The organism is Nostoc sp. (genome assembly GCF_036917775.1).
Taxonomy (GTDB): domain Bacteria; phylum Cyanobacteriota; class Cyanobacteriia; order Cyanobacteriales; family Nostocaceae; genus Nostoc.
On the sequence record NZ_JBALEQ010000136.1, the window covers coordinates 42026 to 55043 of the forward strand.

Genomic DNA, 13018 nt, shown 5'->3' on the forward strand with positions numbered 1-13018 from the left:
AAATTAAAAGCGATCGCACACAAATTACTGAATATAAATTCATGTAGCGATCGCCTTCTCTGACTATGTAGCAATCTGTGGTACTGACACCTTCACCAGCACCTTTTTACTAAAAGACAGACCGTTCTCATTTTTGTCAATGATAATCGTGTCTCCAGAGATAAAAGTATTCTCCAATAACTTGGTGGCGAGGGGGTTTTCTACTTCTCGCTGAATTGCGCGTTTGAGTGGACGCGCACCATAAACAGGGTCATAGCCTGATTCGACAAGGTGATCGCAAGCCGCTTGGGATATCTCAAAGAAGATTTTTTGCTCGCGCAGGAGATTTTCTACCCGCTTGAGTTGAATACGGATGATTTGCCGCATTTCGGTGCGATTTAGGGTATGGAAGAGAATAATATCATCGACGCGGTTGAGAAATTCAGGGCGGAAATGCGATCGCAAACCTTCCATTACCCGCTTCCGCATCGTTTCATACTGCGAATCACCAGATACATCCAAAATATGTTCGCTACCTATGTTACTGGTCATCACAATAACGCTGTTACGAAAATCTACCGTTCTCCCCTGAGAGTCAGTAATTCTCCCATCATCTAAAACCTGCAATAAAATATTAAACACATCGGGGTGCGCCTTTTCCACTTCATCCAACAGCACCACTGAGTAAGGACGGCGGCGAACCGCCTCGGAAAGCTGACCGCCTTCTTCATAGCCTACGTATCCTGGAGGCGCTCCCACTAACCGAGAAACTGAGTGTTTTTCCATATACTCAGACATATCCAAGCGCACCAAAGCATCATCAGAATCAAAGAGAAACTGAGCTAAAGCGCGGGCGAGTTCGGTTTTGCCTACTCCTGTGGGGCCCATGAATAAAAATGAACCAATGGGACGCGAGGGGTCTTTCATCCCCGCACGGGCGCGGCGAATGGCTGCTGCTACTGCTTCTACAGCCTCTTCTTGCCCAATCACTCGTTGATGTAAATGACTTTCTAATTGCAGTAGTTTTTGGCGTTCCGATTCCAATAAGCGATTGACGGGAATTCCTGTCCATTTAGCGACGATTTCGGCAATATCGGCTTCAGTAACTTGTTCTCGCAGCAACGTGGAACCTTGGTTTTGAATTTCTAACAGGCTCGCTTCTTTGGCTTCGCGCTCGTGCTGTACTCCTTCCAATTTACCATACTTCAGTTGGGCAGCTTTATTTAGGTCATAAGCGCGTTCCGCCTGTTCAATTTGTACTCGCAGCGCATCTTCTTCTTTCTTTAAGGCGCTTATCGCCTCCAATATCTGCTTTTCACCTTGCCATTGCTCATTAAATACTTGCTGTTTTTCAGTTAAATTGGCGATTTCTTGCTCAATGCGCTCTAAACGCTCTTTTGTTTGGGGAGTACCCTTTTCTTCGCCAGCTAATGACAGCTTTTCCATTTCTAACTGCATGAGGCGGCGATCGATAGTTTCCAATTCTGCTGGTTTGGAGGTAATCTCCATTTTCAACTGTGCTGCTGCTTCATCCACCAAATCGATGGCTTTATCTGGTAAAAAGCGATCGCTAATATAACGCGCTGACAATGTTGCTGCTGCTACCAAAGCCGAATCAGAAATTTTGACATTGTGATGCACTTCATAGCGTTCTTTCAACCCCCGCAGAATGGAAATAGTATTTTCCACACTTGGCTGATCGACAAATACTTGCTGAAAGCGGCGTTCTAACGCAGCGTCTTTCTCAATGTGTTTGCGGAACTCGTCGAGGGTAGTTGCGCCAATGCAACGCAGTTCTCCCCGCGCCAGCATGGGTTTGAGCAGATTTCCGGCATCCATTGCCCCTTGTTGGCTCGAACCTGTACCGACTACGGTATGTAGTTCGTCGATAAACAGGACAATTTGACCGTTAGAGTCCATAACTTCTTTGAGGACAGCTTTCAGGCGTTCTTCAAATTCTCCTCGCAATTTTGCCCCAGCAATTAAACTACCGATGTCTAAAGATATCAGTTGGCGGTTTTTCAGAGATTCGGGAACATCACCGTTTACCATCCGTTGTGCTAAAGCTTCGGCGATCGCAGTTTTACCTACCCCAGGTTCACCAATCAAGACTGGGTTATTCTTACTCCGACGAGACAATACTTGAATTACCCGCCGAATTTCGTCATCTCGCCCAATTACTGGGTCGAGTTTTCCAGCTTTTGCCTGTTCTGTTAAATCTCTACCAAATTTTTGTAAAGCTTCATAACGCGATTCTGGGCTTTGATCTGTTACCTTTTGGCTACCGCGAACGGCTTTGATAGTAGCTTCTAGTTTAGCTGCGTCCACACTAAAGCTTTTGAGGATCTTTCGTCCAATGCGATCGTCTTCAGCAAAAGCTAAAAGTATATGTTCTACAGAAATGTAGGAGTCTTTCATCCTGACTCTAGCTTCCTCAGCTTTATCTAGTAAAACATCTAAACTACGGCTAAGATAAAGCTGATCGCTTTTACCAACTTTGGGCTGACGTTGGATAAAAGCTTCTAGTTGCTGTTGAAAGCGGATTGGATCGACCTCAGATCGAGCCAGGATACGTATTGCTAGACTAGTGGGTTCTTCTAATAGGGCAATAATTAAATGTTCAACATCTAATTGCTGTTGTTGATAAGCACGGACTATATCCTGAGATTTAACAATTGCTTCCCAGGCTTTATCAGTAAATTTATTTGGATCTGTAGGTTGCATCTTTATAATTTTGGAATTTTGATTTTTAGTTTAGGGATTGGGCATTGGTAATGTGGGATTGAAAACTGGGGATTGGAAAAACTCTTCCCTAGTCTCCAATCCCTAATTATCCAAACATTCTCAGCGTATATCCGCGTGTATCTCCAGTGGCAATTTAGGAATGGTAATTTGGTGATAGTTTAATCTACTACCTATTTCCTAATTTAAAACGAAAACACTGTTATGAACGGACTTTGCCAGATGATGTTATTGGAGCGATGCCTAAGACGGCTACGCCTACGCTCTTAGGAATACGGATACACTAATAGGATTTACGCAGAGGATATCCCCTAACCCGCCTAAAAAGCGGAGGCAAAAAGCGAAAATTCTCGCGCGTCTTGCTCTGAAGCAAAACTTGCTGCTCAGATCCCCGACTTCTTCAAGAAGTCGGGGATCTAAATCCAGCTTAAGTTAAGTGAAATTCCACCCTGACGATAATTTATTTTTTTGGAAATCCCTTATACGAATTACTGACTCACAAGTTGCTCTTGTGATTCCTGTTTGGCTGCTGATCCTTGAGAGCCTAATTGAATCAGTTCAATTTTATACCCATCTGGATCTTCCACAAAAGCAATTACTGTCGAACCATGTTTCATTGGCCCTGGTTCGCGTGCAATTTTACCGCCCTGATTGCGGATTTCTTCACAGGTAGCGTAAATATCATCAACCCCAAGGGCAATGTGACCGTAAGCATTACCCAATTCGTACTTTTCCACACCCCAGTTGTAAGTGAGTTCGATTACTGCGTTGTCGCTTTCGTCACCATAGCCCACAAAAGCCAGGGTAAATTCTCCCCCTGGATAATCTTTTCGGCGTAGTAATTTCATACCCAAAAGGTCACAGTAAAATTTCAACGACTCTTCCAGATTTCCTACCCGTAGCATTGTATGTAGTAATCGCATATTGACCTTTTCTGTGTAATTGATTTAGTGTTATTCTCTGCAAACATTTTACCTAGCTGACAGTCTTCAGGTAGAAATGCCATCAGGGAAAGAATTAATTGAAAGAAAGAGAGGGCAATTAATTTTCCTTCTGCCTCCTGCCTTCATTGATTCCCTTACCCGTTTTTGGTCTTGTTCCCTATCCATACAATGGAAATCTTCTTTAATCTCAGCCAATAAAGTCTCTTAACAGCATAAGCTAGCGATTGGGTTAGGCAACTGGACTGGGTGCGTAACACACTCGAATAAAGGATAAAGTACAGATGAGTAAATTTTTAGACACTGCCATTGAAGCGATCGCAGCCCGTGAAATTCTTGATTCACGCGGTAGACCAACAATTGAAGCCGAAGTGCATTTAGCCAATGGTGTTGTCGGATTAGCGCAGGTTCCTAGTGGTGCTTCCACAGGCACTTTTGAGGCTCACGAACTGCGTGATGGCGATAAAAGCCGTTATGGGGGCAAAGGCGTACTCAAGGCAGTACAAAACGTCAAAGAAGCACTTGCACCAAAATTACTAGGCTTGGATGCCCTCAACCAAGAACTCCTAGACCGCACGATGATCGCCATCGATGGTTCTCCTAACAAATCCAATTTGGGCGCAAATGCGATTTTGGGGGTTTCCCTAGCAGCAGCCAAAGCAGGTGCTGAATCTTTAGATATTCCTCTATATCGCTATTTGGGTGGCCCTTTAGCGAATTTGCTCCCAGTGCCATTGATGAACGTAATTAACGGTGGCGCACACGCATCAAACAACGTGGACTTTCAAGAGTTTATGATTGTCCCAATTGGCGCAACTTCTTTTCGGGAAGCATTGCGTTGGGGTGCAGAGGTATTTGCTACCCTTAGCCAAGTATTAGATGAGAAGGGTTTGCTTACTGGTGTAGGCGATGAAGGCGGCTTTGCCCCGAACCTAGAATCTAATCAGGTGGCTTTGGAATTGCTGGTTGCTGCAATTAAGAAAGCTGGTTACAAGCCAGGTGAACAAGTAGCTTTAGCTTTGGATGTTGCCGCTAGCGAATTTTACAAAAATGGTCAGTATGTTTACGATGGTAAACCTCACGCCCCAGCTGAGTTTATTGATTATTTAGGACAACTTGTTGACCAATATCCAATTGTGTCAATTGAGGATGGTTTACATGAAGAAGACTGGCAAAGTTGGCAATTGCTGACCCAGAAGTTAGGTTCGCGGGTGCAGTTGGTAGGGGATGATTTGTTTGTAACGAACGCTACTCGTTTGCAAAGAGGCATTCAGGAAAAAGCTGCTAACGCCATTTTGATTAAACTCAATCAAATTGGTTCTCTCACCGAAACCTTGGAAACGATTGATTTGGCAACTCGTAACAGCATCCGTTCAGTAATTAGCCATCGTTCTGGTGAAACCGAAGACACAACGATCGCTGATTTAGCCGTAGCAACCCGTGCCGGTCAAATCAAAACAGGTTCCCTCTGTCGCAGCGAACGGGTAGCAAAATATAATCGCTTGCTGCGAATTGAAGATCAACTTGGCGATCGCGCCGTTTATGCTGGTGCTGTAGGTTTAGGGCCGAAGTAGGGACTGGGGAGTGGAGAGGCAGGGGACAAGGGGACAAGAGGTGAGAACTTGAAACAAGTCTTTCCCCTTGTCCCCAAGTCCTCTTCCCAATTCCCCATCATGGATAAAACCCCAACTTGGGCAACCCCAAAGTTTCATCCCAGCCCATCATTAGGTTTAGACATTGAATCGCTTGACCCGCTTGCCCTTTAATTAGATTGTCAATTGCCGACATGACAATCACTCGACCTGTGCGCGGGTCAACTTCTACGCCGATATAACAAAGATTACTGCCGTTAGCCCACTTGGTTTGAGGGTAAATGCCGCTACCGCAGACTTTTACCCAAGGAGAGTTGCGGTAGAAGGCTGAGAAAATTGTGATTAAGTCATCTCGCACTAGACCGGGATCGCTCATTTTGGCATATACCGTTGCCAAAATCCCGCGTACCATTGGCACAAGATGCGGTGTAAATTGGATCATCAGTTCGTGACCAGCTAAGTCACTGCAAATTTGCTCAATTTCTGGGGTGTGACGGTGACGGCCGATATTGAAAGCTGCGATGGAATTGTCTGCTTCAGATAGTAATAAGTTGGTTTGAGGTTGCCGTCCACTGCTAGATGTGCCAGCCTTGGCATCGATAATAGCTGTTTCTGGGACGATTAAGCCTTGCTTTAAGAGTGGCGAAAGTGCCAGGAGACTCGCAGTGGGATAGGAACCAGGACAGCCAATAAGTTGAGCTTCGGCAATGCGATCGCGATAAAGTTCTGGTAATCCATAAACTGCTGTAGCTGCAATGGTGCGATCGCTTCTCTCAATACCATACCAATTTGTATAAGTTGTCAAATCCCTGAACCGATAGTCTGCACTCAGATCCAGGACTTTACATTCTTTTTCTAATAGTTTGGGCGCGATTTGGCAAGCCAGACCATTTGGTAAAGACAGGAAAACTACTTCACAGCGATGAGCAATTATTTCTGGTTCTACCGCTTCTATTGGTAGATTAGCGGCATGAGCAAGATGTGGATATAAATCCCCAAAGGATTTACCGATACTACTCTCACCGCCTAAATAAACCAGTTCGACTTCTGGATGATCCATCAGTAGCCGTACTAACTGTACTCCGCCATAGCCCGACGCGCCAACAATCCCAACGGGTACGCGTCTAAATTTGCCCATGATCTGAAATCCTTATCCCATGAATAGTTAATTCGTTCTCAGCTATCAACAATATCAGCGACTAGACTCTTAGCATACAAAACACCTAAAACCCCTCTACTTTTTTCGGACGGAAAGTAAAAAGACGCGGCGAAGTTACAAAATATTCTATTTGTCCCCCTTCTTTTGTTCTTTCTTGGCTGTCGTTGCACTTTAAATCCCCATTTTGAACGGCAAAAATTTTTGCCCTGTTATCAAATCATTGCTAGTCTACTTCTCTGCCTTATAAAGGAGCTACAATCTAAAAGAAGAAATTGTAAAAAAAATTTACGTTGGTAGCTGGAAATCTTTCTGTGTCACAGCCTAATCCTACCCAAGCTTTTAAATTTGATTCGATTGATGCCGCTTTAGCAGACCTAAAAGCTGGTCGTGTAATTGTAGTGGTAGATGATGAAAATAGAGAAAATGAAGGCGACTTAATTTGTGCTGCCCAATTTGCCACACCCGACACGATTAATTTCATGGCGGTGGAAGCTAGAGGGCTGATTTGTTTGGCAATGACAGGCGATCGCTTAGACGAGCTAGACTTACCTTTGATGGTAAGCAACATTACAGATACTAATCAAACTGCCTTCACTGTTAGCATTGATGCTGGCCCAGAATTGGGTGTCACGACTGGCATCTCAGCAGAAGATCGTGCCCGCACTATCCAGGTTACTCTCAATCCAGCCACAAAACCTACCGATTTACGTCGTCCTGGTCATATTTTCCCCATTCGGGCGAAAGCTGGGGGTGTACTCAAACGCGCCGGGCATACGGAAGCAGCTGTAGACTTATCTCGACTAGCAGGGCTATATCCAGCCGGGGTAATTTGTGAAATTCAAAACCCCGATGGTTCAATGGCGCGGTTGCAACAGTTATTTGAATATGCCAAACGCCACAATTTAAAAACAATTAGTATTGCGGATTTAATCAGCTATCGCCTACAGCACGATCGCCTCGTGTATCGTGAGGTAATTACCAAACTGCCTAGTCAATTCGGCCAGTTTGAAATTTACGCCTACCGCCATACCCTGGATAATACAGAACACGTCGCAATTGTCAAAGGAGATCCAGATAACTTCAAAGATGAGCCAGTAATGGTGCGGATGCACTCAGAATGTTTAACCGGTGATGCTTTAGGTTCCTTGCGCTGCGACTGTCGGATGCAGTTAGAAGCTGCGCTGAAGATGATTGAGGCTGCTGGTCAAGGTGTAGTTGTATACCTGCGTCAAGAAGGACGAGGCATCGGCTTGATTAACAAGCTAAAAGCCTACTCATTGCAGGATATGGGACTGGATACAGTTGAAGCAAATGAGCGTTTGGGATTTCCTGCTGACTTGCGAGACTACGGGATGGGCGCACAAATGCTGATGGATTTGGGCATCAAAAAGATTCGTTTGATTACCAATAATCCCCGGAAAATTGCTGGAGTTAAAGGTTACGGCTTGGAAGTAGTCGATCGCGTGCCCTTGTTAATTGAAGCAACCGACTACAATTCTTATTACCTAGCGACAAAGGCGAAAAAGCTGGGTCATATGCTGTTACAGACTTATCTGGTGACAGTAGCAATCCATTGGCAAGATGACCCGGAAGCAGTGACAGAACGTTATGAACGCTTAGAAAAACTGCGACATTTAGCGAAAAGTAATGATTTATTGTTGCAAGAAGAAGCGCGTCCGTTAGCGATCGCTATATTTGACGAGCCATCTTTGACAGTACACTTGGGTTTTGATCAAGCAAAAGTTGCTAGCTGTGATTGGTATCAACAAAGTGGCCATCCTTATATAAAGGCTATCTTCCAAATTCTGGATAACCTTGCCACCTTGCCATACATCCAGAAACTAGAATTTCTGATTTCTTCTGGTTGCGATCCCTTGAGTAATTTACAAGTGCAACTAGATCGTCAGACATTCCCGCATGGTATATTGCCTTCATCGATTAGCGATCGCTTGGAAAAGCAGCAAATTTATAGCTTTAGTAAATAGCTTAGTAAATATATCTCTTCCTGGTTTTTCTACGCAAAACCTGTCCCTCTCCCAATACGGTTCGGTTAAGACAAGAGACGCGATGAATCGCCGTCTCTACAATAATCAGTCCTTTGTAGAGACGGCGATTTATCGCGTCTTTGCGATCTAGAATTTTCATCAAAAAACCTTAACCGAACCGTATTGGTCACTCTCCGACTCGGAGAGGAACAGACTTGAACTAAAGTTCAAGGCAGGGAGAGGTTTGTCCAACTCACTTGGTTAAATTATTTACTTACTCTATAAATTGGTCTAACCTGACGAAAAGTATTAAGTAAACTCAGAAATTTATTACCATCAAAATTTATCGGGTCAACTTTTTTACCAGAACGATCTACGAGATGATGGGTAGTAATTCGATAGTCTGGAACTTGACTTTGAGCAACTAACCAAGCAAGAGACTTATATTGAGCCTCTCTGTAGCCGCTATGGGTTTGTTGGCTGTTACTGTCATAACTATCTGGCGGTGTTTCCAAAGAGACGTGATAAGCAAAATTATTCACAGACGCGGGTAAAGTTGGATTAGTCTGCACAGTTTCCACTCCCTGCGAACCATCAAATACTGAGTTAGCTGCACCAAAAGCCCGCTTTTCTGGCGGTACTAGATAAACCACCGTTCCGTCTAACTTGATTAAAGCGTGGTAACTTGCTTGCACACTTTCATCATCATGGGCTACTTGAAAGAAATTGATTGCGCTAGAAGCTGAATAACCAGTTTCATGGATGACGATAATTGGTTGGTTGCTGAGAGGAATGCCGTTAACATCTTGGGCGTACCGTTCTCCATAGTTACTTGGATCAACCGAAGCAACTTGATAACTAGGTCTGTACTTTGCAAAAGCTTGAGTGGTTATGTACCTTGATACAGACTTGTTAGTCTTGACTGGGGACTTGATAACACGTTCAAATTTCTTCTCTGGCTCTTTCGCTGATTGGAATTGCGCCTGGGGATATTGACTGAAGGCCATAACCTGTGGATTGGATACATGGGATGTTATCGGATTATTGTGTAATTTTGTCGCTCGCCCAATTAGCAGCACTACAATTAAAGCCATGAACATCAGCGAGATTAGTAGCACCCTAGTCGCCCAGTCTTTAAACCTCATTTTTCTAATACCCGTAAAACGGTAGATATTAACTTATAGCTAAACTGTCATGTCTTTAGTAGAGGCGCACTTCCGTAAACCCCTACCGTAGATGGTATCCAAACGAGAATCACTATAACACTTTAATTCTAGTCAAATATACGTTACTAGTATATGTTGGAATGCTAAATAATCGTTTTAGACGCTTCCTCTGTCTAGGGAGCTATTTAAATGCGATAAAAACCATTGCTACTGGTTCAGGCAATATGTTGATGAATTGTTTCTCTACAATTCAAGATCGCAATCTTAAATTTAATATAGTTAGCGTTTATACGCTACTGCGTGGTGTTCGCACAACCACAGGTAATGTCCTTCTGGTGTCAAGACTTTCTTTAATCCACCCCAGTGCTGCTGGGGATCTTTTTCATCTAAAAGTTGACGCAAGGCACGCAAAGCTGCACCATCAGCGCGTTCTGGATCTAAATCTTCGCTTTTAGCAATTTTGTCTGCTAATTCTAAATCTTTAGATTCTTTGGGTTCAGGTAATTTTGCTACTACTTCTTTAAATAGTTCTAAATTATTTTTAAATAGCTTTTCATAGTCTTCACGATCTACCACACCCAGCCAAGGGCCAATTATCGGTGCGGCAAATTTCAAGACTGTGAATAATTTACCAATATAAGGTGCTGTTGCTCTCAGCCATTCGGCAGGTTCATTTATTTCATATAAACCATCTTTTTGGGTAGGATGCCAACAGCCCGGTGCTTGGCAATAAAGTTGTAAATCTAATTTCTGTCCAATTAGATTCTTTTGCCAAGCTTTGCCGCCACGGTAACACAGGGTAAAGACATTGGGACAGTGAGAATCGATGATTGCTTGTTCGCGGTTGAAGTCTTTGGTAAATTTCCGTTGCGTCAGTTCTAGAAGATTATCAACTTTATTTTTAGTCTCATCCAGTTTATTTTTAATCTCATCACTACTTTTCTTTAAATCTTTGAGGCTGTCTAAAACTGCATCTTTTGTTGTCCAATCTAATCCCTGCAAGAGTTCTGTTACTGATACATTTTCATCTTCTGTAGCTTCTGGGCATTCAATTGTTAGTCTCTTTCTTTGGGATCGCTGTTGGACTTGTTTATAGTCAAACTCGTGAGAACAAGGTTGACCATTATGACCAAGACAGGGAATTTTGAGTTGCATAGTATCCCATAATCCGGGAAACCTTCGTAGAGTTACTTCAATACCATCTTTGAGTAGCGCAAAGAGATTCTGGGGGTATGCTCCTCGGACTGTTAATTGCAAGTACTGATCGCGAGGAAATGCTTGCACTAATGCTAAATGTTTTTGCTCATAATCAGCAAATAAGACACCGTTCCGCCAATGAATGCCAGTTGTGAAGCGGTGTTGACGGGCAATAAACCAAGTGGGAATCCCCGCAGGAATGGTATTGAGTTGAAATTTCATCGAAATTTCATTGCACTCACCTGTTTGTTTAATTTGCTTCCATTCGTCTTCATAATCAGGTGGGTCGAGGGGCAAACGTTCTACAACTAGGCTGATATCTAGGTTTTCAGGAATGCGGTAGGAAAGGTCAAAACGTTCCATCAGGCGTAGGAAGTGTTCGCGCATTGATGAATCTAAGTCATGCCAAAGTTGCTTCATTTCCTGACGGGTGAAAATGCCCTTGTGGTTGATTACATCTTCGCTTTCCAGCACTTTGCTGATATATTCAGTTACCCACTGGGGCTTGAGGATAACGGTATCGTTAAGTTCTTCGTTGTCTTGGAAGTAGAGAATTTCACCTAATTCATGTAGCCATCGCGCTAACAATTCCTGACTCTCAGCAACTTGGAAATTAGCCATGATGTCCCACAATTGTTCTGGTGTGATTTGTTTTCTCGCCTCGGTGCGGATGGCATTGGCAGCATTTAGCCAGGTGGTAGGCCAGATTTCACCCATTAAAGGTAATTTGGCGGCTACTTCAGCAATTCCTTGCCGCAGTTCTTCAACGCCGAGGCTGATTTTAGAGCTAATTTTACAGTGTTCAATAATCTGGGGGTACTTGCGCTGTAATTCTTTTAGCGGAAGGTCTGCATCTCGCTCATCGATGTGGGTGGCGACGAGTAAAATCGGAGAATCGGGGGCTAAGGCTTTGATAGTATCCAGCCAGTAGTAGAGTTTACCTTGCTCAAATCCTAGTCGAGCATTCCAGGCGAGTAAGAATAGGGAGCGGTTGGTGAGAAAGAATTGATGGGTTGCATGATAGATTTCCTGTCCGCCAAAGTCCCAAGTGTTCAGTTGCATGGTGACATCGGCTTGCGTGGGATGGGTTAATTCTAGGGATTTAATTTCAATGCCGTGGGTAGTGGATTCCTGGGTGTCAAAGTCTTCACCGCGCAATGCTCTTAATAAAGATGTCTTTCCTACACCGCCTTCACCAACAACCAGTAGTTTAGAAACCCACTGCCGTTGACTACCTTCTAACCTTTCTCGAAGATAGGTCAAAATTGCCTGCGTTCCCTGCTCGACAATTTCAGGTGGCGGCGAAGTTAATTGTGGATTGTTAGAGAGTAATAGCGTTGTCAAGTTGGAGAGTTGGCTGATTTCTGGCGGCAGGCTGCTGAGTTGATTGTTATGGAGGTATAGCTCAGTCAAGTTGGAGAGTTGGCTGAATTCTGGCGGCAGGCTGCTGAGTTGATTGTTATGGAGGGATAGCTCAGTCAAGTTGGAGAGTTGGCTGATTTCTGGCGGCAGGCTGCTGAGTTGATTGTTAGAGAGTAATAGCGTTGTCAAGTTGGAGAGTTGGCTGATTTCTGGCGGCAGGCTGCTGAGTTGATTGTTAGAGAGGGATAGCCTTGTCAAGTTGGAGAGTTGGCTGAATTCTGGCGGCAGGCTGCTGAGTTGATTGTTAGAGAGGGATAGCTCAGTCAAGTTGGAGAGTTGGCTGAATTCTGGCGGCAGGCTGCTGAGTTGATTGTTATTGAGGTTTAGGTCAGTCAAGTTGGAGAGTTGGCTGAATTCTGGCGGCAGGCTGCTGAGTTGATTGTTATTGAGGTTTAGGTCCGTTGCTTTTTCCTTGACAGCTTTTTCAATAATTTCCAATAGTTCTTTGTTTGTCACCGGCCAACCTCACCAACTCTGTAGCGATATTTACTAAAGTACTATACCGCAACTAAGCGCTAGAGGCTGGATTAGTGTGTTTATCTGCGTAAAAACAACCGTAATGTCTAAATTAGCAGGGTGCGTAGGCGTAGCCTGTCGTAGACATCGCTAACCTCGCAATAACATTCACTCGTTAACGGAGATAAAAGACTCGTTAACGGAGTTCAAAGACTCGTTAATGGAGCTAAAAAACTCGTTAATGGAGCTAAAAGACTCGTTAACGGAGTTCAAAGACTCGTTAATGGAGATAAAAGACTCGTTAACGAAGTTCAAAAGGTGTGTTAGGGCAAAAGCATAACACACCCTATGACTACGATCGCTTGATAATTGCCATCGC

The 13018-nt window shown here is 43.9% G+C and carries 8 protein-coding genes and 1 pseudogene; 3 read left to right on the plus strand and 6 right to left on the minus strand.

From position 1 onward, the window contains the following. Positions 1–63 precede the first annotated feature (63 nt). Together clpB and gloA are read right to left on the minus strand one after the other, a co-directional pair. Positions 64–2703, minus strand: a complete 2640-nt coding sequence (gene clpB, locus V7K69_RS27650) for an ATP-dependent chaperone ClpB (protein ID WP_193867234.1) — start codon at positions 2701–2703, stop codon at positions 64–66. A gap of 506 nt (positions 2704–3209) precedes the next feature. After that, positions 3210–3644 carry a lactoylglutathione lyase gene (gene gloA, locus V7K69_RS27655; protein ID WP_335040399.1) on the minus strand — a complete coding sequence of 145 codons (435 nt, stop codon included), beginning with the start codon at positions 3642–3644 and terminating at the stop codon, positions 3210–3212. Between the two features lie 302 nt (positions 3645–3946). Here gloA and eno point away from each other — a divergent pair, with 302 nt between their 5' ends. Next, on the plus strand, positions 3947–5236 hold the full coding sequence (gene eno / locus V7K69_RS27660; protein ID WP_334875604.1) for a phosphopyruvate hydratase: 1290 nt from the start codon (positions 3947–3949) through the stop codon (positions 5234–5236). Between the two features lie 97 nt (positions 5237–5333). On the opposite strand, the gene argC is transcribed toward eno, so the two are convergent. Beyond that, positions 5334–6392 (minus strand): N-acetyl-gamma-glutamyl-phosphate reductase, encoded by a 1059-nt coding sequence (gene argC / locus V7K69_RS27665; protein ID WP_335040403.1) that lies wholly within the window; start codon positions 6390–6392, stop codon positions 5334–5336. A 332-nt stretch (positions 6393–6724) separates the two neighbouring features. Here argC and ribBA point away from each other — a divergent pair, with 332 nt between their 5' ends. Then, positions 6725–8398 carry a bifunctional 3,4-dihydroxy-2-butanone-4-phosphate synthase/GTP cyclohydrolase II gene (gene ribBA / locus V7K69_RS27670; RefSeq protein ID WP_335040406.1) on the plus strand — a complete coding sequence of 558 codons (1674 nt, stop codon included), beginning with the start codon at positions 6725–6727 and terminating at the stop codon, positions 8396–8398. A gap of 1 nt (position 8399) precedes the next feature. On the opposite strand, the gene V7K69_RS27675 is transcribed toward ribBA, so the two are convergent. The 3 genes from V7K69_RS27675 to V7K69_RS27685 all read right to left on the minus strand — a co-directional run bounded on the left by V7K69_RS27675 (position 8400) and on the right by V7K69_RS27685 (position 12639). After that, positions 8400–8558 (minus strand): hypothetical protein, encoded by a 159-nt coding sequence (locus V7K69_RS27675; protein ID WP_335040408.1) that lies wholly within the window; start codon positions 8556–8558, stop codon positions 8400–8402. 106 nt (positions 8559–8664) lie between these two features. Continuing rightward, the gene (locus V7K69_RS27680) at positions 8665–9543 is read right to left on the minus strand and encodes a peptidoglycan recognition protein family protein (protein WP_335040410.1); all 879 of its coding nucleotides are present in this window, start codon (positions 9541–9543) and stop codon (positions 8665–8667) included. 300 nt (positions 9544–9843) lie between these two features. Then, positions 9844–12639, minus strand: coding sequence for a COR domain-containing protein (locus V7K69_RS27685; RefSeq protein ID WP_335040412.1), 2796 nt, complete (start codon positions 12637–12639; stop codon positions 9844–9846). Positions 12640–12882: 243 nt separating this feature from the next. On the opposite strand from V7K69_RS27685, the pseudogene V7K69_RS33040 reads away from it, so the two are divergent. After that, positions 12883–12966 (plus strand): annotated as a pseudogene (locus V7K69_RS33040) (hypothetical protein); the annotation flags it as partial. Between the last annotated feature and the right edge of the window lie 52 nt (positions 12967–13018).

Excerpts from the sequence above, each read along its gene's own strand:
- clpB (WP_193867234.1), bottom strand. The coding sequence starts at position 2,703 with ATGCAACCTACAGATCCAAATAAATTTACTGATAAAGCCTGGGAAGCA.
- gloA (WP_335040399.1), bottom strand. The coding sequence starts at position 3,644 with ATGCGATTACTACATACAATGCTACGGGTAGGAAATCTGGAAGAGTCG.
- eno (WP_334875604.1), top strand. The coding sequence starts at position 3,947 with ATGAGTAAATTTTTAGACACTGCCATTGAAGCGATCGCAGCCCGTGAA.
- argC (WP_335040403.1), bottom strand. The coding sequence starts at position 6,392 with ATGGGCAAATTTAGACGCGTACCCGTTGGGATTGTTGGCGCGTCGGGC.
- V7K69_RS27675 (WP_335040408.1), bottom strand. The coding sequence starts at position 8,558 with ATGAAAATTCTAGATCGCAAAGACGCGATAAATCGCCGTCTCTACAAA.
- V7K69_RS27680 (WP_335040410.1), bottom strand. The coding sequence starts at position 9,543 with ATGAGGTTTAAAGACTGGGCGACTAGGGTGCTACTAATCTCGCTGATG.